This is a genomic window from Gulosibacter sp. (genome assembly GCF_052090685.1).
Classification (GTDB): domain Bacteria; phylum Actinomycetota; class Actinomycetes; order Actinomycetales; family Microbacteriaceae; genus Gulosibacter.
Genome location: NZ_JBQDBE010000003.1, coordinates 138,043 through 164,450, shown reverse-complemented (window position 1 = coordinate 164,450; position 26,408 = coordinate 138,043). Strand labels below are relative to the sequence as shown.

Annotated in this window: 23 protein-coding genes; 13 read left to right on the top strand and 10 right to left on the bottom strand. The window is 57.6% G+C overall.

The window, feature by feature from the left end; all coding sequences use genetic code 11:
- Positions 1-37 precede the first annotated feature (37 nt).
- Together ACTHXA_RS03230 and ACTHXA_RS03225 are read left to right on the top strand one after the other, a co-directional pair.
- A complete protein-coding gene (locus tag ACTHXA_RS03230) occupies positions 38-1,087 on the top strand; it encodes an ABC transporter substrate-binding protein (RefSeq protein ID WP_441669288.1) in 1,050 nt (349 codons plus the stop codon).
- Positions 1,084-1,911 carry an ABC transporter ATP-binding protein gene (locus ACTHXA_RS03225; protein ID WP_441669286.1) on the top strand — a complete coding sequence of 276 codons (828 nt, stop codon included), beginning with the start codon at positions 1,084-1,086 and terminating at the stop codon, positions 1,909-1,911. Before ACTHXA_RS03230 ends, ACTHXA_RS03225 begins: the two co-directional genes overlap by 4 nt.
- A 90-nt stretch (positions 1,912-2,001) precedes the next feature.
- Here the strand turns inward: ACTHXA_RS03225 and ACTHXA_RS03220 are convergent, their stop codons facing one another.
- The 5 genes from ACTHXA_RS03220 to ACTHXA_RS03200 form a co-directional block, all read right to left on the bottom strand.
- On the bottom strand, positions 2,002-2,346 hold the full coding sequence (locus ACTHXA_RS03220) for a hypothetical protein (protein WP_441669284.1): 345 nt from the start codon (positions 2,344-2,346) through the stop codon (positions 2,002-2,004).
- Entirely contained in the window at positions 2,346-2,630 is a 285-nt protein-coding gene (locus ACTHXA_RS03215; RefSeq protein WP_441669282.1) for a hypothetical protein, read from the bottom strand. Before ACTHXA_RS03215 ends, ACTHXA_RS03220 begins: the two co-directional genes overlap by 1 nt.
- 194 nt (positions 2,631-2,824) lie before the next feature.
- Positions 2,825-3,334, bottom strand: coding sequence for a TIM barrel protein (locus ACTHXA_RS03210; RefSeq protein ID WP_441669280.1), 510 nt, complete (start codon positions 3,332-3,334; stop codon positions 2,825-2,827).
- Positions 3,306-5,093, bottom strand: coding sequence for a flavin-containing monooxygenase (locus ACTHXA_RS03205; RefSeq protein WP_441669278.1), 1,788 nt, complete (start codon positions 5,091-5,093; stop codon positions 3,306-3,308). Before ACTHXA_RS03205 ends, ACTHXA_RS03210 begins: the two co-directional genes overlap by 29 nt.
- A gap of 148 nt (positions 5,094-5,241) precedes the next feature.
- Complete coding sequence (locus ACTHXA_RS03200) at positions 5,242-5,991, bottom strand: SDR family NAD(P)-dependent oxidoreductase (RefSeq protein WP_441669276.1); 750 nt, start codon at positions 5,989-5,991, stop codon at positions 5,242-5,244.
- Between the two features lie 175 nt (positions 5,992-6,166).
- Here ACTHXA_RS03200 and ACTHXA_RS03195 point away from each other — a divergent pair, with 175 nt between their 5' ends.
- From ACTHXA_RS03195 to ACTHXA_RS03165, 7 genes are all read left to right on the top strand, one after another.
- Entirely contained in the window at positions 6,167-6,913 is a 747-nt protein-coding gene (locus ACTHXA_RS03195) for an SDR family NAD(P)-dependent oxidoreductase (RefSeq protein WP_441669352.1), read from the top strand.
- A 55-nt stretch (positions 6,914-6,968) separates the two neighbouring features.
- Positions 6,969-8,225, top strand: a complete 1,257-nt coding sequence (locus ACTHXA_RS03190; protein WP_441669274.1) for an aspartate aminotransferase family protein — start codon at positions 6,969-6,971, stop codon at positions 8,223-8,225.
- A complete protein-coding gene (locus ACTHXA_RS03185; protein WP_441669272.1) occupies positions 8,225-9,118 on the top strand; it encodes a fumarylacetoacetate hydrolase family protein in 894 nt (297 codons plus the stop codon). The genes ACTHXA_RS03190 and ACTHXA_RS03185 overlap by 1 nt, the downstream gene beginning before the upstream one ends.
- Positions 9,119-9,251: 133 nt before the next feature.
- Entirely contained in the window at positions 9,252-10,772 is a 1,521-nt protein-coding gene (locus ACTHXA_RS03180) for an aldehyde dehydrogenase family protein (protein ID WP_441669270.1), read from the top strand.
- Between the two features lie 33 nt (positions 10,773-10,805).
- Positions 10,806-12,629: a sigma-54-dependent Fis family transcriptional regulator gene (locus ACTHXA_RS03175; protein ID WP_441669268.1), complete on the top strand. Its 1,824-nt coding sequence runs from the start codon at positions 10,806-10,808 to the stop codon at positions 12,627-12,629.
- Positions 12,630-12,801: 172 nt separating this feature from the next.
- The gene (locus tag ACTHXA_RS03170; RefSeq protein WP_441669266.1) at positions 12,802-14,265 is read left to right on the top strand and encodes an APC family permease; all 1,464 of its coding nucleotides are present in this window, start codon (positions 12,802-12,804) and stop codon (positions 14,263-14,265) included.
- Positions 14,266-14,345: 80 nt separating this feature from the next.
- Complete coding sequence (locus tag ACTHXA_RS03165; RefSeq protein WP_441669264.1) at positions 14,346-15,272, top strand: C-terminal binding protein; 927 nt, start codon at positions 14,346-14,348, stop codon at positions 15,270-15,272.
- Between the two features lie 93 nt (positions 15,273-15,365).
- Here ACTHXA_RS03165 and ACTHXA_RS03160 read toward each other — a convergent pair whose 3' ends face one another.
- From ACTHXA_RS03160 to ACTHXA_RS03145, 4 genes are all read right to left on the bottom strand, one after another.
- On the bottom strand, positions 15,366-16,241 hold the full coding sequence (locus ACTHXA_RS03160; RefSeq protein ID WP_441669262.1) for a sugar phosphate isomerase/epimerase family protein: 876 nt from the start codon (positions 16,239-16,241) through the stop codon (positions 15,366-15,368).
- Positions 16,238-17,485, bottom strand: a complete 1,248-nt coding sequence (locus ACTHXA_RS03155) for a DUF993 family protein (protein WP_441669260.1) — start codon at positions 17,483-17,485, stop codon at positions 16,238-16,240. The genes ACTHXA_RS03160 and ACTHXA_RS03155 overlap by 4 nt, the downstream gene beginning before the upstream one ends.
- Positions 17,482-18,705 (bottom strand): Gfo/Idh/MocA family protein, encoded by a 1,224-nt coding sequence (locus ACTHXA_RS03150; protein WP_441669258.1) that lies wholly within the window; start codon positions 18,703-18,705, stop codon positions 17,482-17,484. The genes ACTHXA_RS03155 and ACTHXA_RS03150 overlap by 4 nt, the downstream gene beginning before the upstream one ends.
- 129 nt (positions 18,706-18,834) lie before the next feature.
- Positions 18,835-19,881, bottom strand: coding sequence for a LacI family DNA-binding transcriptional regulator (locus ACTHXA_RS03145; protein ID WP_441669256.1), 1,047 nt, complete (start codon positions 19,879-19,881; stop codon positions 18,835-18,837).
- Between the two features lie 103 nt (positions 19,882-19,984).
- Between ACTHXA_RS03145 and ACTHXA_RS03140 the strand changes: the two genes are divergently transcribed.
- The 4 genes from ACTHXA_RS03140 (at position 19,985) to ACTHXA_RS03125 (ending at position 24,951) form a co-directional block, all read left to right on the top strand.
- Positions 19,985-21,112 carry a glycerate kinase gene (locus ACTHXA_RS03140; RefSeq protein ID WP_441669254.1) on the top strand — a complete coding sequence of 376 codons (1,128 nt, stop codon included), beginning with the start codon at positions 19,985-19,987 and terminating at the stop codon, positions 21,110-21,112.
- Positions 21,113-21,177: 65 nt separating this feature from the next.
- Positions 21,178-21,762, top strand: a complete 585-nt coding sequence (locus ACTHXA_RS03135) for a TetR/AcrR family transcriptional regulator (RefSeq protein ID WP_441669252.1) — start codon at positions 21,178-21,180, stop codon at positions 21,760-21,762.
- A 254-nt stretch (positions 21,763-22,016) separates the two neighbouring features.
- Positions 22,017-23,600, top strand: coding sequence for a 4-hydroxyphenylacetate 3-hydroxylase N-terminal domain-containing protein (locus ACTHXA_RS03130; RefSeq protein ID WP_441669250.1), 1,584 nt, complete (start codon positions 22,017-22,019; stop codon positions 23,598-23,600).
- 106 nt (positions 23,601-23,706) lie between these two features.
- Positions 23,707-24,951 (top strand): flavin reductase, encoded by a 1,245-nt coding sequence (locus tag ACTHXA_RS03125; RefSeq protein ID WP_441669248.1) that lies wholly within the window; start codon positions 23,707-23,709, stop codon positions 24,949-24,951.
- An 85-nt stretch (positions 24,952-25,036) separates the two neighbouring features.
- On the opposite strand, the gene ACTHXA_RS03120 is transcribed toward ACTHXA_RS03125, so the two are convergent.
- Positions 25,037-26,239 (bottom strand): multidrug effflux MFS transporter, encoded by a 1,203-nt coding sequence (locus ACTHXA_RS03120; RefSeq protein ID WP_441669246.1) that lies wholly within the window; start codon positions 26,237-26,239, stop codon positions 25,037-25,039.
- Positions 26,240-26,408: the final 169 nt, after the last annotated feature.

The window sequence follows — 26,408 nt, the reverse complement described above, 5'->3', positions numbered from 1 at the left end:
TTATAAACCAAATATCAATCAATTGAGAGGCAACCCAATGTCAAAGAAGACACTTCGCTCCACTCTCGTCGCCGCGGCGGCAGCCTCAGCACTCCTGCTGACCTCGTGCGCCGGCGCAGGTGCGGGCGGCGATGGCCCGACTGCCGAAGGCGAAGAGGGAGGCATGACCGATGTCACCATCATGCTCAACTGGTACCCCTATGGCGAACACGCACCGTTCTACTACGGCGTCGAACAGGGCATCTTCGAAGAGCACGGCATCAACCTCACGATCCAGGCTGGTCAGGGTTCAACCAAGACGGTCCAAGCAACCGGACAGGATCAGGTCGACTTCGGTTGGGCTGACACTCCGGCGGTGATGTCGAATATTGACAAGGGTGTGGGTGTACAGAGCGTTGGCGTCTTCCTGCAGACCACGCCGTCTGCGGTGCAGGTGTTTGCCGACTCTGGCATCACCACTCCTGAGGATCTCGTCGGCGCGACGATCGCGACTTCCGCGGGTGACGCTCCCACCACGACGTTCCCGATGTACCTCGAGGCTGCCGGCATTGACCCGGCTGACGTCACGCAGCAGAATCTCGATGCCGCCGGCAAGATGGCCGCAATGATGAATGGACAGGTCGACGGGCTCATTGGCTTCGCCCACGACCAGGGCCCAACCATCGCTAATGAAAGCGGTAGGGACGTCATCTACCTGAAGTACTCGGAGGTTGGCCTCAACTTCTTCAGCAACGGCCTCATCGCAAGCAACTCGATGATCTCGGACAACCCGGAACTCGTTCAGGCCATGGTTGACGCAACCTCGGAATCCTTCGAAGCTGCTAAGGCCGACCCTGAAGCCGCGGTCGCCGCGATGGATGGCAAGGACCCGCAGATGCCCGTCGCGGAAGTCCTTCTCGAGCAGTGGACCGAGACGATCATCCTCCTCGACTCCCCCACGAGTGGCGAAGTAGTGCCCGGAACGAACTCGACTGAAGACTGGGAGGCAACCATTTCGGTGCTTGCCGAAGCCGGCCTCATTGAGGGCGAAAACTCGGTGGACACATACTTCAACGCTGACTTCGCACCTGCAGGCGGCGCAGAATGAGCACCATAATCGCAGACGACAAAGTAGGCACCCAGATGGATTCCAACGGCAAAAAGCTCCTGCTCGACGTCGACGATGTTGGAATCAAGTTCGAAACGAAGCGCCGCAGCGTCCAGGCACTCGAGCACGTTGACCTCACCGTTCAGCAGGGTGAGTTCATCTCGATCGTTGGCCCGTCTGGATGCGGTAAGTCGACGCTGCTGCGCGCAGTCGCTGGTTTGACGCTCCCAACTTCCGGCAGCATCCAGCTGCGCGGATCAGAGGTTACGGCACCGCGACAGGATGTGGGCTTCGTCTTCCAGCGTCCGGCGCTGCTGCCCTGGCGAGACGTTCGCGGCAATATCATGCTGCAAGCGGAAATGCGCGGGCTCGACAAGAAGCAGGCGACGCGGCGCTGCGATGAGTTGCTTGAGCTCACAAGTCTCACGGACTTCACGAAGGCATTGCCACATGAGCTCTCCGGCGGGATGCAGCAGCGTGTTTCGCTGTGTCGCGCACTGCTGCACGACCCCGATGTCCTGCTCATGGACGAACCATTCGGTGCCCTGGATGCGCTGACTCGCGAGCACCTCAACGTTGAGCTGCAGCGTGTTTGGGCGCAGACGAATAAGACGATTCTGCTCGTGACGCACTCGGTACCGGAGGCGGTTTACCTGGCAAGCCGAGTCGTTGTGATGGGCCCGCGTCCCGGTCGCGTGGTCGAAGAGTTCGACGTCGACCTGCCGCACGAGCGAGAGTACGAGCCCACGCTGGAAGACCCGCGCTTCCACACGGTCGCCGGCCGCGTGCGCGAGCTACTCGGCAGCCCGATGGGTGGGGACTAATCACCCAGTAACTCACGGAAAGTCAATTGTGGCCCGGTTCCTGTTTGGGAACCGGGCCACAATCTTGTCCCCGCTATTGCCGCAGCGTCTTCATGTGCGTCGAAGTCGCCGAGCGGCGGAGAGGTACACCTCGTTCTCACGGCGTCGCCCCACCGCGACGGCCTCAACAGCAACGGCCTGCAACTCGTTCGGCGTGTAACGGTAGACGATGCGAAACCGAGGCTTATTACGGCCGTCAGGATCGAAATAGAACTTGTAGCAATCCGACAGATCGCCCGTATCGACATGCTGGCCAAGTTGCTCGCCCGATACCTCGCCGTCACGGATGAGCACCAACATATCGAGGGCCATTTTCTTAACCGCCATACTCGGCAGTTTGTCGAAGTCCTCTTGGACGCCCGGGAGTGCTGTCAGCGCAAGCTTTGATTGTGCCATCAGCGGTAGTTGTCAGGGTCCAGACCGATGGATTCCGCGATCTCGCTCAAGGGGCTGGGTTCGCCTGCTTCTGACCTTTCGCGCACAATCTGGGCAATTTCTAGCTCCTCGATTGCGGGGAGAAGTTGCCAATAGAGATCAAACGGAATTACGACACCTTCGGCCCGCCTGTGAGAGCCGAAGACTAGCGGTTCAGCACTCGCGCCCTCAGCACGAAAACGCTTGAGTGCCTTAGGAAGTTCGGCACGGGCAGCACTACTTGGCAGGATTTCGGGGAATGACATACTGATAGCGTACATGATATTGACCTAATACTGGTACATCTTTTAGTGCACTTTCTTGTCGTAGTCCAGGCCCGACCACAGACACATTGCTGGCCTTCCTGTTCAACGTCGTGGTCAAACCGAGCCGTTTACCTTAACCAACACAAAATGCCCACATCCGAAGAGGCGGGCATTTCGATCAGCTAGAAAAGGTCTTATGCAATCGCGAACTCCGCAAGGTGCACACCAACGCTGGCGCCGAATTTCGTCACCATTTCAGCGACGGCATCGTCGTAAGACTTCGCCCACAGGTCGGCATTAAAGACCTCGACCTCAACGTCGCCCTGATAGCCCGCGTCATTCACCAGCGCGGTCAGGTGCGCAAAATCAACGACGCCGTCACCGGGCAGGTGTCGTGACAGCAGCACATCCGCTGGCAGCGGAGTCTTCCAGTCGCACACCTGATACGAGGCAATGCGGCCGTCGCGGCCCGCACGTTCGACCTGGGCAGCCACATCCGGATCCCACCAGACGTGGAATGCATCCACAACTGCACCCACCGCAGGGCCACCGACCCGATCCGCAATATCGAGCGCTTGACCAAGCGTGGAGAGCACGGCACGATCCGAGGCATACATAGGATGCAGTGGCTCAAGCGCGAGCGTGGCCCACTTGTGCACCTGACCTGGCGGGTTGTCAGTCGATAGAAGCCGTTTCTGCTTCACTGTCGGCAATTTGCAGCGCGAGCAAGTTTGAGTAGAATCGGCCGTCTCCGATTGCCAGAGCGATCATAAACCACAGCTTGTCAATTCCCGACTGTCGCCAGAGACGCCCGTACTCGCGATCGGGGCCAACTTCTGCAAAATTGCTCAAGCGTTCGGCTACCTCTTCCCCAAGTACCTTCTCAACGACCCATTCCGGTCCTCGGTAGCCAGTGGCAAAGACAACTAGGTCTGCCTCGAGAGTCGATCCGTCTTCGAGGCAGATCTCCGACTCAGTGAAACCGACCACATTGCCGTGAGCCAGTTTGATGGTTCCGTCGGCGATGAGTTCAGAAGCACCGGCGTTGTAGTAGTAACCTGTCGTGTTCTTGGCGTAAATGAGCCCAAGTACGCCAGTACCGTCCGGGCCCGAGCCGAGCTTGAAGCCTGCATCTGAGAGCCCCTTGAGGAGCCCGCGGTCGAGTTCGTTGGCCTTGGCGAGCTGTGCGGCACCATAGCGGGGGAGTTCCCCGAACGGTGTCGCAGCATTCACGAGGTCGGCCTCATCGATGGCGTAGGCGCCACTGGTGTGATTCGTGTGCATCACACTATGGAAAGTCGACGTGTTCAAGACAACAGTTTCTGACCGCTGGATCATGGTGACGTTGACACCGTGTTCGGCGAGGTCTTGAGCAATGTCGTGCCCGCTTACGCCGGACCCAACGACAACAGCTCGCTTGCCAACCCACTCGTCAAACCCGCGGTAATCAGCCGTGTGCATCACCTCCCCGTGGAACTTGTCCTGGCCAGAAAACTGTGGACGCAAGGGTTCAGCGAGGAGTCCAGTCGCGAAAACTAGGTGCTTGGGCTTCAGCGAACGTACCGTGCCGTCCTTGCGGATTACATCAAGGTTCCATTCCTTGACCTGGTCGTCGTATTCGACGTTCTTCGCTTCAGATCCCGTCCATACGCGCAGGTCCATGATCGTGGAGTATGCCTCGAGGAAATCGGCCAATTTGTCTTTCGGCGTGAACTGAGTCCAAGTTTCTGGGAACGGCAGATAGGGCAAGCTATCCGACGTGAGAGGAGTGTGGAGCGCGAGCGAGTTGTAGCGCTTGCGCCAGGTGTCGCCCACTCGTTCATTCTTCTCAATAATCAGAGTGGGGATCCCCATGACCTGCAAGCGAACAGCGAGCATCAGGCCGTTGTGACCTGCACCCAGAATTACGACAGTCGGATCTTCTTTCTCGAACTCGCGATCGCAGTCTTCGGCCCAAGAAACTCTGTCCGCGACCGGGCCCTTGACCCGTCCCATCGGGCGAGCAGGACCATGGTTCTTTGGGTGGCTCTTGAGTTCGTCGAGCGCGAGCGCGAGCGCCGCGGCTCGCCAGACACCGTCGGTTTCCTCTACTAGTTTGGCGAAACCAACGCCGGTTCCCTTTTCGTTCTCGAACTCGATAAACGTTTCAAGGGTTGCGTGTCCTGATTCTTCGCCCCGTGTAGGAACACGACTGTCCTTGATTGAGAGGCGGGTAGGCGGGGTAGTCGTGCCTTTAGTTAGCAGTTCTGCAGCTTCCTCGCGGTTCACACCGTTTCGAAAATCCCAAGAGAGTGCCAGCAGGTCTCGAACTACGGCATCAGCCTGGAAGAGTCCGGATGCGCCATGCAAATCGTTTGCAGCAATTGCTGATTTGAGTGCCTCTAGCCAGGCATCGAACGTGATGGTGTCATCTGGTACGCGGCTCTGCGTGCCTGATTGGTGCTGTACAGCGGTGTCAGTCATGGGACGAATTCCTTCGGACTTGCGAATTTGAAAGTCGTCGCCAGCAAAGAAAACCATTATTCTTCCGGCGAACGACTTCCAGCATCGTCTCCGTCAAGGTTTCGCACCGTACCACTTTGAGACACCGCTGTACTCGGCGATTATGCGACTACTGAGCGGTGTATCCGCCATCAATAAAGAGATCGGTACCAGTGACGTAGCTCGCCTCGTCACTAGCGAGGAATAGAACGCCGTAGCTTACTTCGATCGGCTGAGCGGCTCGTTTCATTGGCGTGGCCTCACTGAATTCCTTATTGGACTCTTCGCCTTCTGCGTCGGCCATTGCGGTCATCACAAGCCCGGGGGAGACGGAATTCACTCGTACGCCACGGTTTGCATATTCCATAGCTGCGGCTCGAGTCATCATTTTCACTGAGCCCTTCGAAGCCTGGTAGGAGAATCCGCCAGGGTTGCCAACAGTCCCGTTGATTGAGCAGGTGTTCACGATAGCGCCACCACCGCTACGCTCAATTGCTGGTGCACCATGCTTTAGCCCGAGGAAGACGCCCTGTTGGTTGATCGCAGTCATTTTCGCCCACGCATCGAGTTCTTCGTCAGCAACTGATTTCATGGATCCCACGATGCCGGCATTGTTGACGAGCACGTCTACGCGACCCCAACGCTGTTCCGCAGCTTCAATGACCGCGTTCCACTCGTCTTCGGAAGAAACGTTGAGGTGCATGTAATGCACGTCAGCGCCAACGTCACGGAGCTCTGTAGCCAGTGCTTCGCCCAGCTCGTCGAGTACATCAGTAATGAGTACTGCTGCTCCTTCACTGGCGAGCAATCTTGCGTGTGACTCCCCCTGACCTCGAGCGCCGCCCGTGATGATTGTCACCTTGTCTTGAACGCGACCCATGGTCCTTCTCCTATGTGTGTCGATCTGCAGACACGGACATTGTGCCTGGATGCGCAATGCTAGACGCCCGCTGCGTGCGGCACTGTGTCAGACAGGGACAGTTCGGGACACGACATGCCGGGATAGTGGCAAGCAAAGGAAATCGTCACTGTGTCCAAAGGAGAACGTGAAGGAAATGAGTATTCGTTTGCAGGGAAAGACTGCGATTGTGACGGGAGCTGCGTCAGGCCAGGGACTGGCTACAGTGAGGGCACTGGTGAGCCATGGAGCGCAAGTGATGGCGGCCGATATCGATGATGATGGCCTGTCTCGTCTGCAGGAAGAGAGTGCTGCCGTTGCGACACAAACGTGCGATGTCAGCAATTCTGCCGATGTTGAGGCGCTCGTAGAGGCGGCAGAAGCACGATTTGGAGCGGTGCACGCCATGCTCAACTGTGCGGGTTACCTCCGTGCAGCATCGGTGGTCGACACCACGGAAGAAATGCTAAATCGGATTGTCGATATTAACTTGAAGGGTGTCTTCTACGGCTGCAAGTATGCGATTCCCGCACTCCAACGGGCAGGGGGAGGGTCGATCGTCAATTGGGGATCGATTAACTCAACCGTGGCTGAGCCGGATATTTCAGTGTACTCAGCGACGAAGGGGGCCGTATTGATGCTTACCAAATCCGTGGCCATTGAGTACGCAAAAGACAATATTCGTGCGAATTGCTTGTGCCCCGGTGGTGTGAAGACACCAATGGTAGAGAAGTTCTTTGATGATGAACTCTTGGCGAGCGAAGAGGCGCAGCGTCAATATCAACCACTAGGGCTTATAAGTCCGGAGGAAGTGGCAAGCGTCGCAGTATTCCTGGTGTCCGAGGACTCGAGAAAAATGACGGGTACATCTGTCGTTGTGGACGGTGGGTATACCGCACTCTAGAGCATGTTCCATTCTGGGACATTTGTGAGTGCTCTACGTCTCTAAATTCACTTTCATGATTTCAACGATGATGCCTTCACCCGACAACATACGGGATCCCCACTTACGTCGAAACCGCAAGGGCATGCCCTTGCTGCCTGGTGGTTACGGTCGGTCCGCCTACCACGTCGGCAAGGAACCACCCTACGCCGTACACGGAGAGGGATGGCGGATGTGGGACGACAATGGTCGGGAGCTCATTGACGCAAACGGCAATTTCACGACTCTGATTCACGGCAATGCCCACCCGGAAATCGTCGAAGCCGCTGAACAAGCAATTCGAACAGGTGCTTCCTGGGGCATTCCAAACTTGAGTGAGTGGGACCTCGCCGAGACGATGCTGGACAGGCTGCCCGGACTTGACCAGATCAGGTTTGCGAACTCCGGAACCGAAGCTGTCATGTCAGCATTCCGGATTGCCCGTGCAGTCACTGGACGTGACGGAATCGTCATGACGAAAGATGGCTTTCACGGCACGTCGGATTTCGCCCTTCTCGCAAGTGGGCCTACGAAGGGCGTGGCGAGGTCTGCCGAAAGTGACGTGACGCTCGTGCCGCTGGGTGATATTGACGAATTGCGCGAAGTGTTTCAAAACAACCCCACCAAATACGCCGCAATTATCCTCGACCTACTTCCTAACAAAGCGGGCTTGCTTCCGCTGAGTAAGGAGTTTGTGGAAGAGGCCCGGGCCCTTGCCACAGCACATGGCGCTCTGTTGATCTTCGACGAGGTGGTCAGCTTTCGTCTGGGACCAAACGGTTTAGGTGGCAGGATGGGTGTCCTTCCAGACCTGTTGACGGCGGGGAAAGTAATCGGTGGTGGCTTTGCAATTGGCGCTATCGCGGGCCGTCAGGAATACATGTCGATCCTCGACCCGTGGTCACCAGAAAGTATTTCGCACTCTGGCACATTCTCGGGGAATCCAGTCAGCATGGCAGCAGGGGTTGTCGCGCTGCAGTTACTAACGCCAGCCGAGATCGAGCGGTTGAATTCTCTCGGCGACAACGCGCGCGCCGAGGCAAATGCCGTTCTCAATGCGCATGGCTGGGAGATGCGCGGTTTGGGATCGCTGCTCCGACCATTCCCGCTGGATGCGCGCCAGCTCGATGGGGAAACACAGCGTCGACTGTGGTGGGCCGCATACGAGAACGGCGTCGTCCTCTCTTCCGCGAATCTTGCCGCCTTATCCACGCCGATGGGCGAACAGGTCGTTCATGACTTCACGGATCGACTCGTTGGCGCAGTCATCAAAACCGCCGAAGGAGCAGAATAATGCGCCTAGTCTCGTATCAAAGTGACGGCAATTGGCGTGCTGGTGCCGTCATCCATGGTCAAGTCATTGATGTGGAAGAGGCACTTCTATCCGCGGGAAAACACAGTTTGGAGCGGGAGGCGACCGTACTGCAATTAGTGAAGCAATATGGCGAGAGCCTTAATGAAGTTTCGGTTGCAGTTGAGGTGCACGGAAGGAAATTGGGGACTTCCAAGGGTGCGGTGGATTCGCTCCAACTCGGGGCGCCCATCCGCGAGCCGGAAAAAGTGCTTTGCGTCGGGCTGAATTACAAGGATCATGTCGCTGAAACGGGCCGCGCACTTCCTAGGTACCCAGATATATTCTCAAAATTCAGTAGGTCTCTGATTGGGCCACAGGATGAGATTCGTGGTCTTGCGATCACGGACAATCTCGACTTTGAGGGCGAACTCGCCGTGGTGATTTCTCAGGAATGCAGAAATGTACAACAAGAGGATGCGCTGGACGTCGTCGCCGGGCTCATGGTGCTGAATGACATTACCGCCCGCGATCTACAGTATCGAGGAACCCAGTGGCTCATTGGCAAGTCGGTTGATGACTCGACCCCTACCGGACGTGACCTTGTAACCCTCGACGAGATTTCCGATATTCAGCAGCTTGAGATTTCCACGAGGGTGAACGGGGTCGAAATGCAACACTCGAACACCCGGCACATGATCTTCCCCGTTGCAGAAATCATCACCTATCTCAGCAGGACCATCACGCTGGCACCCGGCGACATCATTGCGACTGGTACCCCCGAGGGGATCGGCGCGAAGCGCAATCCGCCGGTTTGGTTGACGGCAGGTGACGTAGTTGAAGTCGAGGTTGAACAGGTAGGGGTGCTGAAGAACACTGTCGCCGCCGAAGGGTGAGGCGACGTTTCCCAATTTGGGACAGTCGGGGGCGCACTGCGCTCCTACGCTTTCTGGACGGTTATCCAATCCTGAGCGTCCAAAAATTTGATGCGCAAGCGATACAAGAAATAATGAAGGAGAGCCACAGGAAATGGCCACTAACGCAAAACAAGCATTTGCAGCAGCAGTGAAAGCACAGCGAGCAGCGACGCCTCCAGTCGTGCCGCACATTATTGGTGGCAAAGAACGGTTTGACGGCCCCCGTCGCGAACGAGTGGATCCCAGTTACCCTGACATTGTGGTTAGTGCATCGCACGATGCGACTGATGAAGCCGTCAACGAAGCCGTGGCCGCTAGCCGTAAGGCACAGCGTATTTGGGCAAAGGTTCCTCTCGCTGAACGATTGGAGCGCATGCGCCCTGCACTTGCCTCTATTGAAAGCAATACCGAAGAGTGGGCAGTGCGTGTCGCTCTTGAAATCGGCAAGCCCTACGAGGGTGCACGCGGCGAAGGTGCAGAGATTTACGACATGCTCAAGCATTTGCTTGAGTACGCCGAAGTTCCAGGCGCTTTCAAGGATGAGCGTGCAGCGGATCCCTCTGGGATGAATAATGATTCCGTGCTGAAGCCATACGGGGTTTTCGGTGTGATCGTTCCGTTCAATTACCCGATCGTTCAGGGCGCGGGTCCAGCCATTGGCGCGCTGATTGCGGGCAATGGTGTCGTGGTGAAGACATCCCAGCACGCGCCCTGGTCGGGCCAGGCTGTGTACGAATTCTGCGCAGCGATGGACCTGCCCGAAGGCCTCGTGAATATCGTTCACGGTGGTGGCAGGGCGCTCGCAGCGTCGGACATTGACGGCGTCAGCTTCACCGGCTCCGTTGAAGTTGGCCGGTCGATTATGACACAGTTCGGTTCGGGCGCGTACCCACGTCCGGTCATCGCGGAAATGGGTGGCAAGAACCCCGTCATCGTGACAGACGACGCCGATCTCGACCAAGCTGCCGACGGCATCGTGTTCTCTGCCTTTGACCTCACCGGACAGAAATGCAGCGCGTTGTCTCGCGTCCTAGTCATGCCCGGCGTCCACGATCAACTCGTCGACCTCGTGGAAAACAAGGTACGCAAATTATTCCTCGGGGATCCGATCGATGGGGCTTCGTACGCGGGCCCGGTTGTTTCGACGGAAGCGGTGGAGCGCTACCACGCACTCATGAAGGTAGTGGATGCTGATGGATTCCGCGTTGCTCAAGGTAGGGCGGCGGAAGGCGGCTATGCGGTTCCCGCAACCGTTGTCTCGGATGTCCCCTTTACCCACGACTTGGCTACGATTGAGCATTTCCTCCCATTCCTTACGATCAGCAAGGTTGAAGACTTCGAGGAGGCCATCACCGTTGCCAACGCGACTGACATGGGTCTCACGGCTGGTATTTACACGGGTGACGTGCGCATTGCCGAAGAGTTTCTTGACCGGATCGAAGCTGGTTGCGCTGACGTAAACGTACCTGGACATGCTACGACGGGTTGGTGGCCTGGACCCCAGACATTCGGCGGCTGGAAGGGCAGCGGCAGTACAGGAAAGCACACGCTCGGCAAGTGGTACGCGGCGCAATTCGGCCGTCAACAGGCGCGAACCGTACCATCTCACTTCAATAATCTACTGACACACTAGTAAACGCCGCACGGAGGGAGGCGCATCGTGTCAATGACTTTTCCAGAACGGCATGAGCGCCCCCCTGCGCGCATTGGGGAACTGTCGAACTCTTCGATCCTCGCATTGCGTGAAGAGTTTTTGGCCGCGCCGGAAGAAACGGATCTCAGCGCACTCCGCCCAGTGATTGCGCGTTCCTGGCAGCGCAGCCTCGCTGGCAATGTGAATTCGGACAGGCTATTTCTGCGGTCTTCCGACCCACGGACGGATGAACAGCTTCTACTGGCCGCTGAGCCTGTCCTTACAGATCTTGAGCGACTCTGCCTCGACGTCGGCGGTGCGGTCGTATTAACCGATGCGGATGGCACCCTTGCGGTGTTCCGTGGGGATACTGTCGCGCGAAAGCGCGCAGAACTCTTATACCCGCTAGTCGGGGCGCAAATGAGTGAAGAACTCATCGGCACGAATTCCGATGGAACTGCCATCGAAGAAGGCGAAGCGATCCAAGTCTGGGGCGCTGAACATTTCAATGAAGGCCTTCAGGACGGCTACTGCACTTCGGTGCCGATTCGCGACCCGATTCGGCGCTCTATCCGTGGCGTCCTTGGAGTGATGCTTCCGGAACGAGTCGCTAAAGACGTCGACCCCAGATCGATCATGTTGACCGTGACAGGCGCAGCCGCGGACATCACTCGGCGGCTCGCGGAGCGGCTTGCTGCTCGTGAACAGGCTCTTATGTCTGAATATATGCGTGAAGTGCGAAAGCGCGGTGCTGATGCAGTAGTCGCGATGGACGAGCGAACAACGATCGCTAGCCGTCGTGCACTCAGCATCCTTGATCAAAGTGATTTTTCGGTATTGGCCGCAATTGCGAAAGAGGCAGAAAAGGAACAATGGGCCTTGCAGCGACGGATCAGCGTGAGCACTGGCCAGGAGGTTTTGGTCCATGCGCGTCCAATGAACCTCACCGCGCTTGATTCGGCTCACGCGACGGTCATGCGTGTGAATGTCCCCTCGCATCCTGCTATGACTGGAGGCATTAGTCTTAGTCGTGAACGAGGCGTGAAATTTAGTGACTTTGTCGGTTCAAGCTGGACACTTCAACGAGCTCTCAACGCTGCGTCCACAGCCGTAAGCCGAAAGATGCCTGCCTATATAGTCGGCGAGCCGGGGACCGGTAAACGTAGACTCGCTCGTGCAATGGCGTCAATGCTGGCTTCAGACACACTCTTCTTTGACTGTTCACGCACGAAGTCTGATTCCTGCCTTGTAGAACGGGTCGACAAGTTCCTTGCAGAAGGTGGATCGGTACTGCTGCATCGGATCGAGCACGCGACGGCGGAGTGCAGGGACGAGCTCGCGTCCTTGCTTAACATTCTCGAACAACCGCAACTCATCGTGACTACAACTGCGGTTACTGATGAACTATTGCCGCTGCTTGCGGCGTTACGCGGAATCGAAGTGTCGATGCCGCCGCTGCGGTCTCGACGGGAAGATATTCCGGATCTCGCAGTGAGTTTTCTGCGGGAGGCACTCGGAACTACATCGATGCTCTCCGCAAAACTGCGCGACACTCTAGTCGCAGCAGATTGGCCTGGAAATCTCGCTCAACTCCGAGACGTTATGTCCTCGGTCCAGAGCGACTCGGTAGTTGGGGAAGTACGCCTCTCTGATTTGCCGGAGATTCACCTGCGTGCTTTGACCACAGCTCGACTCACGCGTCTCGAAGAAGCCGAGCTGCACCAAATCCGGTCTGCACTCGTTGAAGTAGAAGGCAATCGTGCCCGCGCCGCAGCACTTCTCGGTATCGGCCGGTCGACGCTCTATCGCAAAATTGAAGCGTACGAAGGCCGTGGGTTCAACCTGGAGCTGAATTAATCGACGACTACCTGCTGGTTCAAAATGGCACATTAAGGGGGACCCAGCAGATAGCAGAATCAATCAAACCTCCATCCACCTCGAAGGACCTGACCCGCATATCACCCCAGTGCGTCAGGCTGCCGATTGGATGGGAGCCAATTATCAGTATGTCTAATCAATGGAGATAGGGATGACAAATAACAAGCAATCTACCGCGGTGGAAGAGTCTGCTTCACAAGAAACCGGTAGATATGCACTTCGAGGACGGATGGGAACTGTCGGGCTTTTGTTCACGGTTCTCGCATTTACGGCACCCATGGGCGTCGTGTACGGCTTTACACCTGTCAATATTTCGTTCGGAATTGGAGCACCATTAATTTATGTGCTCGTTGCGATACTGATGATGCTATTTGCCGTGGGATTTATGGCCATGTCGCGCGCAGTGCCCCGCCCGGGAGCGTTCTACACGTACATTCGTGAAGGCCTTGGCCGCCCATTGGGCCTCGGAGCATCTTTCTTGGCACTCGGGACCTACGGCTTCAATGTCACATCGGCAATGCTAGTTGTTGGCATCTCAGTAAAGAGCTTGGAAATGTCTTTCGGTTTTGAAAGCGTACTGCCTTGGTGGGTTTATAGCGCGGTCGTCATGGTTGCCACCGGTGTCTTGAGTTATTTCAATGTAGAGCTTTCGGCTAAGGTGTTATCGATAGTACTCGTTGTCGAAGTGTTGTTCGTCGTGATTGTCGATATTGTTGTGCTTAGCAACGGTGGGCCTGAGGGCTTGTCGCCCGAACCATGGAATCCAGCGAACATATTCACCCCTGCACTCGGTGTCGTGTTGCTCTTCTCAATTGGTGTATTCAACGGCTTTGAGGCGACTGCCATCTATCGAGATGAGGTAAAGGAACCGTCGAAAACAATTCCGCGAGCGACATACCTGGCAATTGCATTCTTAGGTATTTTCTATGCAATCACTGCATTTACGCTTATCACTGGCCACGGTGTTTCTAGCGCTGTTCAGGCAGCAAGTGAGGGTCCTGACGCGATGATGCCCGCGATCGTGTTAGAGCATCTACCGCTCTTCATGAGCCAGCTTGGCGCGATTCTTACGGTTACGAGCTTTTTCGCGTCGATCCTTGCACTGCAGAACATCATCACTCGCTACACACATTCTTTGGCGGTCGACGGGATCTTCCCGCGCGGACTAGCCAAGGTTCATAAAGTCCACGGTTCGCCACATCGCTCGGCAACCTTCGTTGCTGTTGTTCTTATTGCGGTTCTCGCGGTATTGAGCATCACGGCTGGGGCCGGGGATCCCCCCTATGCCGCCGCCGGAGGTGTCGCTTTCTACGGGATGATTCTCTTGCTATTCCTCACGGGCGTCTCGGTAATCGTTTATTTCCGACGCAATCCCGAAAAATCTACTTCTAGAGTGAAGACATTTGTCTTTCCATTAATCGCACTTCTCGGTATCGGATTTGCATTGGTGGTAGCAACAATGAATATGCATCTTCTTATGGAGGTTCCCACTTGGCTACTAATAACCCTGATTCTATTAGTGTGGGCGTTCGTCGTCGGTGGATTCATATATGCACTGGCTTTGAAACGTAGGGGCTCGCCTGCCTATCAACGAATTGGGCGCGCTATCGACTAGACAGTTGAAGTCTGGACTGACGTTCTGTCTAGCTCCACCCGTCCACCTCAATACGATCCATAATTCTGAAAGCGATTGCAATGATTCTAATTTCACCTCATCAATTTGCCGATCTCGATCGCGAGAATGCGCTCGCTTCCGAATACGGAATGACTATCCATGTTGCTAACGATCAAGAAGAGTTCGCGGAGTTGTCAAATTCGGCAGCGTTCGTCTTGGTAAGCCCGTACGGCAAAGTGACCGAAACCATGATCGGGGCGATGGGGCGGTGCCAAGGCATTGTGCGCTACGGCATCGGGTACGACAATATTGATGTGGATGCCGCGGCAAGAGCTAGAATTCCGGTGTCGATCGTTCCCGATGCGTCCACTGAAGAGGTTGCGTCCCATGCTTTTGCTCTCGGGCTCGCACTATCGCGGAGGATTCCAGCTGGGCAAGTTGCTGTCGAGGCAGGTCAATGGGCATCCAGTGTGCCTGCTGATTTGCCAAAACTGAGCGATCTCGAAGTCGGCATTGTCGGCATGGGCAGAATTGGAAGGATGGTCGCAAATTTATGGTCAGCGGTGGGTGCGCGCGTTCGAGCATTCGACCCAATTGTTGAATTCACAGAAGTGGCTTCCTGCGAACTTGATGAACTCATCACGGGTTCCGACCTGATCTCTCTACACGTGCCCCTCAACGACAGAACGCAGAATATGATTTCGGCGTCCGTCATTGACGCGATGCGTGATCGCGCGCTGCTCATCAACGTGTCTCGTGGTGGTCTCATCGATGAGACTGCCCTCGCGGACGCTTTACGTCGTGAGAAGTTGGGGGGAGCAGGACTGGACGTATTTACAGCGGAGCCATTGGCGCTAAACAGTGAGCTTAGGAACGCGCCCAATGTAATCCTCACACCCCACTCAGCATGGAAATCACGTTCATCGTTGGCGGCGTTACAAACTGGGGCCGTGGCGCGCGTCCGCTCAATCCTCTCAGGACAGCAAGTTCCGGACCAAGTTGCCTAACGTTGATAGGAGGGCATAGATGGCGAGTTTACCTTGACCAACACAAAATGCCCGCCTCCGAAGAGGCGGGCATTTTGATCAGCTGAGAAGGGATTATGCAATCGCGAACTCCGCAAGATGCACACCGACGCTGGCGCCGAACTTTGTCACCATTTCAGCGACGGCATCGTCATAAGACTTCGCCCACAGGTCGGCGTTGAAGACCTCGACCTCCACGTCGCCCTGATAGCCCGCTTCGTTGACGAGCGCGGTCAGGTGTGCGAAGTCAACGACACCATCACCCGGAAGGTGTCGTGACAGCAGCACATCCGCTGGCAGCGGAGTCTTCCAGTCGCACACCTGATACGAGGCAATGCGGCCGTCGCGGCCCGCACGTTCGACCTGGGCAGCCACATCCGGATCCCACCAGACGTGGAATGCATCCACAACTGCACCCACCGCAGGGCTACCGACCCGATCAGCAATGTCGAGCGCTTGGCCAAGCGTCGAGAGCACCGCACGGTCCGAGGCATACATAGGATGCAGTGGCTCAAGCGCGAGCGTCACGCCAGCGGCTTCTGCCTCGGGCGCAAGCGTGGCGATGCCTTCCTCGAACCTGGCCCGCGCATCCTCAATCGTGCCGCCTTCGGGGATGCCACCGGCAACCATTACCAGCGTTGCTGAAGATCCTGGCGCACCCGCTTCGGCGAGCACGCGCGTCTCTTCGATCGCGCGACGGTTCTCCTCGAGCGCCTGCCGGCGAGCGGTTTCGCCCGGTTCCGTGAGGAAGCCCGCACGACAGTGACTCGAGAATCGCAGGCCAGAATCGCGGAGCATTTGCGCCGCACGCTCGAGGCCAACCTCCGCGACAGGCTCACGCCACAGGCCAATACTCTGCAGGCCCTGGCGCTGACTGACCTCCAGTGCTTCCGCGAGCGATGCGTATTTGATCGTCCCCTGATTCAGCGAGAGTCGCGAGTGTGCGCTCATGCCTGTCCCCCTTCGAGTAGTCCGTCGAGTCGGAGCATCCCGTGCCAGCGTTCGAGCGCAAGCTCTGGCTGCTCGAGCGCACCGGATGCGTTCGCGAGCTCTACAATTCGCGAAAGGTGCGGCAGACTCCGCGCCGAGTGCAGCCCACCGACCATCCGGAATGCATCCTGGTGACCGTTGAGCCAACTCATAAAAGCGACCCCGGTTTTGTAATAGAACGTCGGTGCGGCGAAGACCTGTCGCGACAGCTCCTGAGTCGGAGTCAGGATGCGCGAAAACTCGGCTTCGTCCCCTCGGTCGAGGGCCTGCACCGCTGCGGAAGCATTGGGAGCCAGCACGCTGAACGCCCCAAGGAGGGCATCCGAGTAGCTGCCGTCCGTATCCTCACGGATGAGTTCGACGTAGTTGAAGTCGTCGCCGGTATACATCGTGACGTCCTCGGGAAGCCGCGCGCGCACGGCTCGCTCCGCATCTGCATCCAGCAAGCTCATCTTGATGCCGCGGACGCGATCGGCGTGCTTCGTGACGATCTCGATGAGCGTGTCTGCTGCCGTTTGCCACCGTGAGTCACCGAAATACCCCTCAAGGATCGGATCGAACGCGGTACCGAGCCAGTGAATAACGGCCTTCGTGGAGACCTCGCCGAGCACGCGATCGTACACGCGCAAATAGTCGGCAGGCGACTGAGCGGCGCGAGCGAGGTGTCGGCTCGACATGATCACCGGGGTGACGCCCTGCTCTTCGGCGAAATGCAGCTGGTCGAGGAAGGCCGCTTCAATCTCGTCAAGTGAGAGCGTGTCTTCGGTGCGTCCATCGGTGTTGACACCGACCGCGACCCGGCCACCGTCTTCACGTGCGGCCTCGGCGGTCCGCGCAATGAGTTCTCGAGTCGCTGCCGCATCAAGACCCATATTGCGCTGCGCGGTGTCCATCGCATCCGCGACCCCGAGCCCCCAGGACCAAAGCTGACGACGATAGTTCAGCGTCGCATCCCAATCGATGTCGGCTGGGGCACCCGGCACTGTCTCACTAGTCACTTTGGGGATGACGTGGGCAGCGGCAAATAGTTCGCGTGACTGCAGTGGACCGGTGGGGCGTGCGAATGCGGGTGCGCTGAGGAGTGCCGCGCGGTGACGGCTACCGTCACCGCCAAGGAGCTGCAGTTGCGTGCCTAGTTCGCTGCGGTCGTAGGCGTCGAGCGTGCCTGCGGTGGCGACGTTCGCGGTGGCGTGTGTGGCCGTCATCGTGCACCTGCCGGTTCCGCGAGGCTTGCCTCGCTGTTGGATGCTGCTGGCTCGGGCTGCGAGCCCTGTGCGATCGCGCGGTCGGCGAGTTGGATGCGGCGACCCTCTTCCTGCGAAGCGAGTGCCGCTTCGGCGAGCAGCATGCCGTCGGCTCCCGAACGGAAGTCGTAGTTGTGCTGCCCGTCGTCGAGCACGTAGCGGAGGAATTCGATCCACTGCAGCTTGAAGCCATTTTCGGTGGGATCGTTCTGCGGCACCTCGATCCAGTCCTGCTGGTAGTCGTGGCTGTCGAGGAGGTCGGGGTTCCACGTGGGCTTCGGTGTGGCGTTTCGCGGCTGAATCTTCGCGCCGAACAGACCCACCACTGCGCTGCCTTGGGTACCGTCAACGTGAAGTTCGACGAGCTCGTCGCGGTTGACACGCACTGTCCAGCTCGAGTTGAACTGCACGATGGGGCCGTTCTCGAGATCGAAGATCGCGTAGGCGGCGTCGTCAGCGGTGGCCTTGTAGGTGTCACCTCGCTCGTCGACTCGCTGCGGGATGTGCGTGCGGGTTTCGGTGTAGACGGAGGCGATCTTGCCGAAGAGGTTCTCGATCACGTAGTTCCAGTGCGGGAACATGTCGACGACAATGCCGCCGCCGTCTTCCGAGCGATAGTTCCAGCTGGGACGCTGCGCATCCTGCCAGTCACCTTCGAAGACCCAGTAGCCGAACTCGCCACGGACCGAAAGGATTTCGCCGAAGAAGCCGCTGTCGATCAGTCGCTTGAGCTTCAGGAGCCCCGGCAGGTAGAGCTTGTCGTGCACGACCCCGTTCTTGACGCCTGCTGCCTCAGCTTCATCGGCGAGCGCGACGGCTTCCGCATAGCTTTCGGCGGTGGGCTTCTCGGTGTAGATCGACTTTCCGGCGGCGATGGCCTTGCGGATTGCGGGCACGCGCAGTTTGGTGACGAGCGCGTCAAAGTAGACGGGGAAACCGGGAGCCGCAAGGGCTTCGTCGAGGTCAGTGGTGTACTTCTCAATGCCGTGTTTTGTGGCAAGTTCGCGAAGTTTTTCTTCGTTTCGAGCTACGAGATAGAGCTCGATTGGCTGGCGCGAACCGTCTGAGAGTGGCACGCCGCCTTCGTCACGCAGTGCAAGCAGCGAGCGAACGAGGTGCTGGCGGTAGCCCATTCGTCCGGTTGCTCCGTTGACGATGATTCCGAGTGTTTCCTTGGCCATGTCCGTCCCTTCGTCAGGCTTCTCATCGTTGAGGTTGCTGCCACACTATGGGAAAGCGCTTACCAAGGCAAGTGGGAATAAAAAATTGCCCTCGAAGCGATCCTTTCGAGGGCAATCTTTGACACTCAGCTACGCGATGGCAGGCTCCCGAACCGGAGCACTCTCTCGAACAATCACCGATGTATTCACCTTGAGAACCAAGGGATCACGCGTTTTGTTGGGCTCGATTGCGAGCTTCAATGCGCGATACCCCATGTCATTCAGCGGCGCCACGACGGTAGTCAGCGTGGGTGTGACATCCCGCACGGTCTCGATGTCATCAAAGCCCGCGATGGAAATATCTTTTCCGGGAGTTTTCCCAAGGTCACGCATGGCCGTCATCGCGCCGATAGCCATGACATCGCTCGTCGCGAAAATTGTGTCCACTTCAGGAACTCGCGACAGCAAGGTCCGCAACCCCGAATATCCCCCGTCACGGGTAAATTCTGTCTCGACCACCGCATCCGGATCGAGGGTCTTGCCCGATTCAATAAGCCCATCGCGGAACCCCGCGACTCGATCTCGGTTGGTGAGGAGTCGCTGTGGTCCGGTTATCACGCCGAAGCGGGCCCCGCCCCGATTCGCGAGCACCCTCGCAAGCTCCTTCGCGCCGTCGTAGTTCGCTAATTCAACGACATCGAACGGGGAGGGAGATTGCGAGATCAGCACCACTTTGCCACCGGTCGAGGCAAAGGCTTCGAGTTGCTCATCGAGTAGTGCTTGGTTCGGGTCGCCGTCCGTTCTTGAACCGCTCAGGATGATTGCACGGGGACGCTGGCCGCGGAACGTGCGGACAATATCGAGTTCGTTTTGTGGTGAATGCTCCGCAGCGGCGAGATTGACGACCAGGTTCGCCTCGTTTGCGCCCCGCATGATTCCAGCGGCAATCGCGCTGAAATAGGGGTCGGCGATATCGCTCACCACGACCGCAACGGTCGAGGATGCACCCTTTGCGACCGCCTGTGCGGAGAGATTCGGGAGGTAGCCAAGCCTGTCTGCGGTCTCCTGCACCCGCTGCCGGATGTCCTCGCTCACGCGCCTGGTGCTGCCATTAATCGCGCGCGAGGCCGTGGCGATTGACACTCCAGCAGCCTTCGCCACTTCGCCGAGTGTGACTGGCTGACTCTTCGAACCCATCGCTGGCTCCTTCCCAAATATCTGGTTTACGCTTCGTTGCGTCCACATTGATCCTATCGGGAAACGGCTTTCCCAAGAGAGACAGACAGGATAGGTTGTCGTTATGCAGCGCCGCATCGTTATCGCACCAGACTCATTCAAAGGCACCGCCACCGCAACCGAGGTCGCCAAAGCGATCGCGAAAGGGTGGCATTCAGTTCGCCCCGAGGATCTACTGGATCTGCTGCCCATGGCAGACGGCGGCGAGGGCACTATGGATGCGCTCGAGTCATCCGATCCGGGCTCGACTCGCGTCACGCACACCGTGCACGGACCACTTGGCGAGCCCACCGAGGCAGACCTCTTGGCCCTCAGTGACGGGACTTGGGTGGTCGAGCTCGCCGAGACCAGCGGCATCGCACTGTTGGATGCGGTCTCCCCCGACACTGCCCGCCTCGCGACCTCCTACGGGCTCGGCGAAGCGATCCGCCATGCAACCGAGCAAGGTGCGAGGCGCGTGCTCGCCGGTCTCGGAAGCAGCGCATCCACCGATGCCGGTGTCGGGGCGCTGATGGCGCTCGGCGCGAAGTTTCAGGATGCTGAGGGTCAGGACATTGAGCTCGGCAATCGCGGACTCCACGCGGTGGCCACCATTGACCTCGCGGTGATCCCCGCGCTGCCGCCCGAGGGGATTGTTGCGCTCACCGACGTCACGAATCCACTTCTCGGGCCGGAGGGTGCGGCTGCGGTATTCGGCCCGCAGAAGGGTGCATCGGATGCGGATGTGGTCGAGCTCGAGGCGGGTCTCGCACACGTTGCGCAGTTGCTCGGTGTGGATGGTTCGGTTCCCGGCGCCGGCGCCGCGGGCGGCACTGCCTACGGTTTGCTTGCCATCGGCGCGACCGTGCAAGCAGGCGCGTTGACCATTGCGGATGCCATTGCCCTGCCCGAAAAAATTGCAGCCGCCGACCTCGCTATTACGGGCGAAGGTAGCTTCGACACGCAGTCGCTCGCGGGCAAAGTGCCCTCGGCGGTGCTCAACTTCGCGAGTGAAAGTGACGTTCCTGTGGTCATTATTGCGGGGCGCGTGGCGGAAGAGTTCAAGGGCCGCGACGTGAAATATGGCCCTTCAGACTCGCTCGCGCTGGCTGATCTTGCGGGAGGCGCCAAGGAAGCGATGAAGGGCACAGGGCGGTGGCTTGAAGAGGCGGGTGCGGAGGCGGCGCGGCGTTATGATTCCCGCGAACTCTGAGACAGAGCCCCGGCACAGCTCAACCCACTCGCTCGTTTCAATGCGTACCGACGTACAGTATTCGCATGGCGGATACAGGAAAGGGTAAGTCGACACGGCGGTTTGACCCGGGACGTCGAGAGCGACTCATCGAAGCCGCGCTACTCGTGGTTGAAGATCGAGGCATGGATGGACTGACATTCCGCGCCGTCGCCGAAAAGGCGAATGTCCCCCTCGGCTCAACCACGTATCACTTCACCGATAAGATCGAACTTGTCCAAGAAATGCTGCGCACAACCCGGATCCGGAGTCGCAATTACGCGAGGGAAGCTCTCGAAAAAGCAGTGTCGGAAGTTGGACTCAGTCGCGGACTTGCCCAATTAATCGAAAACCTTACGGTCCGCAGACACCGTCTCCTCGTGCTTGAGCATGAACTATATTTCTTCTCTTTGCACAAGCCTGACCTCCGTGAGGAAAGTCTCACATGGTCGCAAGACTTCGTCGATCTCATCTCGAATTACACCGACGCAACCACAGCTTCAGCCCTCGGCTACCTATTCGACGGAGTCGGTATGCAGTCCGCGCTGCTTGACTTACTGTTCTTCGCAGACGACATCGAGCCGCAGATTGCGCTCATATTGCGCGGTTCACCCGCAACGGAGCCCAAGTAATCATTCGGACCGGATAGCCCACGGTCACGAGCACGCGACTGTGCATGCTGCACCATACGTACACGTGTTCGAGCGCATTTCTCGCTCGCTTTCGTCCCTTAGGACAGTCTTTTCAAGGGCATGAACCGATCCATTTCGCCGCAAACGGATATGTACTACCGTACATATCGTTCGCAGAGCTCAGCAGCTCAGCAATTCAGCAGCTCAGTGCCGAGCGCTCATCTCACCTGCGTTCAACGACGAAAGGACAGGCCATGGCGGACCAGAGCCAACCACTAGTTTCCGGCGCTTCCAACCGACCCCAGACCGGAGCGGAATATCTTGAGAGCCTCAAAGACGATCGAGAAGTGTACATCTACGGTGAGCGCATTGCAGATGTCACCGAACATCCCGCTTACCGAAACTCCGCACAATCAGTCGCGGCGCTTTTTGACTCAATCCAAGATCCAAATTCACCGGCGGCGTCTCCCACTGACACCGGTAACGGTGGTCACACGCACGCGTTTTTCAAAGCACCACGTACCCGTGAAGACCTAGTCGCGTCAAAGTTGGCGATCAAGGATTGGCAGCGGCAGGTTTATGGCTGGATGGGACGGACACCCGATTACAAGGCTTCGCTCACCGCGATGTTTGGCGCCGATCCGTCATTTTTCGGGGAGTACGCTTCAAACGCATCCTATTGGTACCGCCGTATTCAAGAAGAAGTGCTCCATGTCGGGCACGCGATCGTTCACCCACCGGTAGACCGCGCCAAAGGTATGGAGGATGCTCGGGACGTCTTCGTTCACGTCGAGAAAGAGACAGACAATGGCCTGATCATTAGCGGTGCAAAGGTAGTCGCGACCGGGTCCCCACTCACGCAGTATGTCTACGTATCGCACATTGGCCCGCGAGCATCGAAAGAGTTCGCGCTCATCTTCATGGCACCGGTTAACGCTCCGGGTGTGAAGCTCTATTCACGCCAATCCTACGAATTTGCTGCGGCGGCAGCCGCAAGCCCCTTCGATTATCCGCTCTCGAGCCGTTTCGACGAGAACGATTCAATCCTCGTTTTCGACAACGCGCTTATCCCCTGGGAAAACGTCATCGCTTACGACCCAGAAACCGTCTTTGAGTTCACGAATGGCGACTTTAGTTGGGGACCTCGCGCCGCGTTCCAGGCGTCCACTCGCATGGAAGCGAAACTCGAGTTCATCATCGGCCTCGTATCCCATGCCCTCGATGTCACCGGTGCTGGCCAGTTCCGTGGAGTCCAAGCACAACTGGGCGAACTGCTCGCGTTCAAGGGGCTCGTCACGGGACTGCGCGACGGAATGATTGAAGGCGCTACCACAGGATTCGGAGACAGCTTGCTTCCGAATTCGCACACTGCATTCAGCTACGCGGCAATGGCACCGGGCTATTACAGCCGTATGCGACAGATCATCGAGACCATTATTGCCTCCGGTTTGATCTACCTGAACTCAAACGTTCGAGACTTCCAAAACCCGGAAATCAAACGCGATCTTGACCGATACCTTCGCGGCTCGAACGGCCTGACCGCACTCGACCGATCAAAGGTGATGAAGGCGCTGTGGGATTCAATCGGCAGTGAATTCGGAGCGCGGCACGAGCTGTATGAGCTCAATTACTGGGGGCAGCCGGAGAAGACCTACCTCGATATCCTCACGCACCACCAGACAACCGGATCACTTAATGACATCCGTGACTACACGCAGTCGTTCCTCGACAGCTACGACCTCAACGGTTTCAAAGACCCGAAGCTACACAATCCCGGGTCAGTGTCCGCCCTCCCTCCGGTTCGGTCCACCGTTCCGAGCGAGTCGCTCAGCCACTAGTGCATTGTGCGCCACGCACGGTAGCGCCACGAAGTTCAGTGCTTCGAACCGTCCGCTTTCCGTGGCGGTTCACATAGCGTCGAAACCGAACCAAAGGAGGTTTTCTATGTCATCGAATCCCAATTTAGGGACCGTGACTGGCTCAACAGGGAAGGACCCGGTGAACGCACTCGATGCCAAAACGAATAAGTCGTCTTGGTGGCGTGCCGTACTCGGTGAGTATCCGACAGGTGTGTGCATCATTTCCAGCGTTGACCCCGAGACCAAGCAGCCTATTGGCATGATAGTCGGCACGTTCAGTGCTGTGTCCGAGGATCCACCTGTTGTGGGGTTCATGCCCGCAACAGGCTCCTACACCGCCAAGCGAATCATCGAGAGTGGCCGTTTCTGTGTGTCGGTCCTTGCTGCCGGGCACGAGGCGCTATCGCGGTCATTTGCCAAGAACCATGAGACTCGTTTCACCGAGGGGGAATGGACGGCGACGGACGGTGGCATCCTGAGGCTGGAAGACGCTGTCTCGTGGTTTGAAGCGGACATTAGCAATGTGGTTCCACTTGGTGATCACACTTTGGTGCTCGGTGATGTGCGAGATTTCGGTGTCGGAAATGGCAATGCGGGCCTGCCGCTGCTATTCCTAAAGGGCGGCTATGGGTCGTTCTCAGTGCCGACTCTTGAGTTCAACCCGCAGGGGCTCGGTGCCAATGTTCGTACGGTCAATCAGATCCGAGCGTCAGTCGAAGCTCTGGCGGAAACTTTGGACGTCACCTGCTATGTCGCGACCGTCGCCAAAGATTCCGTTATGGTGCTCGCTTCCTCGAACGAAGATCCCGAGCATGAGCTCGTAGGGCAAGCGTTCCCATTTGCTGCTCCTATGGCCTCGGTACTGGCCGCCTGGTCGACTCCGGAACGACTCAAAGTATGGGAAGAGTCAGCACGACACTTATTAGGAGTCATCGATCGACCGTTCTTAGCCGAATTGCTGGAACGGGTCCGGCTTCGTGGCTATGCGGTGTCTATCGGGGAGGCTATCGAGGTGCCGTTTGATGCCATCGTCAGCAATCCCGAATCAAAGCTAGAGGACTACTCGCGCCTGTGGTCATCAATCAACGATGACTATCGCACGCTGACAGCGGCAGACGTAATTCACAAGCATGTCCATGCGATTCAGGTCCCGGTATTCGGGCCTGACGGTAATGCGATGCTGGAACTGTTCGTTTCGGGTTTGGGATCAGATCTCTCCCAAGAGCGGTTTGCTGAGATAACTCGCGGAGCTGTGTGCGCAGCATCCGATCTCTCCAAGATCATCGGCGGTGTGGTGCCCGACGACTATCCGAAGGAGCTGCATTACTAGCTCCACCACATATCAGCACCATTGAAGCAGAGAGTGCGTGATGCCCTGAGAGATTCAGGACATCACGCACTCTCCTTTTGTTGGTTCAGTGTGTCTTACGCACCTTGCCGCGACCAATCACGGCGAGAACGAACGTTACGATGCCCGTAACCACCATTAGTGCCACCATCCCGCCACGAGAGTCGCTACCCCAGAGGGCCAGGAGTGGTGCAATGGCGGCGGCAAGTAAATTCTCGACCGAGCCGATGAGCGCAGAGGCTACTCCAACGTGCCGGCTCGACACTCGACCGAGTGCCAACGCCGTGCCGTTCGCCATGATTGGTGCCGTAGCCGCGGATGCGATGAATACCAATGTCAGCACGACAGTCAGATTGTGCACCCCGGCGACGCTTAGGATCGCGAGAGCACTCACCAGTACGAGGACCGTCGCGGACATCGACATGAGCATGCGCTCGGGACCGATTTTTGTGACGAATACCGAATTGAGTGTTCCGGCCAGAAGAAATCCGGTCGCATTGAGCGCGAACAGCAGTGAGAACTCGGTCGGTGAAACCCCATATTGCGATTGCAGCATGAATGAGGATGCTGAGATCCAAACAAACAGCAAAGAGAAGCTCACGCCAACGGCGAGCACATACGAGCTGAAGCGGATATCTTTTGCTAAGACGACAAATGAGCGCAGCATTTCGACACCGCTCCCCCGACTCCTCGCTGATCGAGGCAGTGTCTCAGGCACGGTAAACGAGAACACCAGCATGAGCCCCTGTACGATCGCTACGGCTCCTAGCGTCGCTCGCCACCCGAAGTGTTCGGTAATCGGCCCGCCAAGTAGGGGTGCCACCACGGGAGCAATCCCTAGCACCATCATGAGAATCCCGAATGCGCGGGCTGCGACCGCGCCTGAAACGAGATCTGCGACAACGGCTCTTCCAATCACCGAACCAGCAATGCCTGCGAACCCCTGAATGAAGCGTAGGAGAATGAGGATGACAATATCGTTGGTCAATACCGCAGCCACGGAAGCCAGGAACGCGATGGCAGCAAAGATAATGAGCGGGGTGCGCCGTCCATAGCGGTCAGAAAGCGGACCGATGATCAAGGGGCCCACGGCCCCTCCCACCATGAATGACACGAGCGTGAGCTGAATCAACCCCGGGCTTGTCCTAAAAGCACTCGCCATCTCGGGAAACGCCGATAAGTACATGTCTGACGCGAATGGGGCCACCATACTGAGCACGCCAAGTGACAAAAACAGGAAGGGTGGCACTTTCCCCGTATAGTCACGCATGTCGGTTTCGTGTCCGCCGGTTAGTCTCTGTTCGCCGCGTCCCACATCATCCATTCTTGTCATCATTTTTGCCTTTGATAGAGATCAGAATCGGTCGCACGGACTAGTGCCGTGGGGCCCCGTATGATAAAGAGCGGGTTTTTTTTTTTGTGGCCGTCAGCACGGCCCG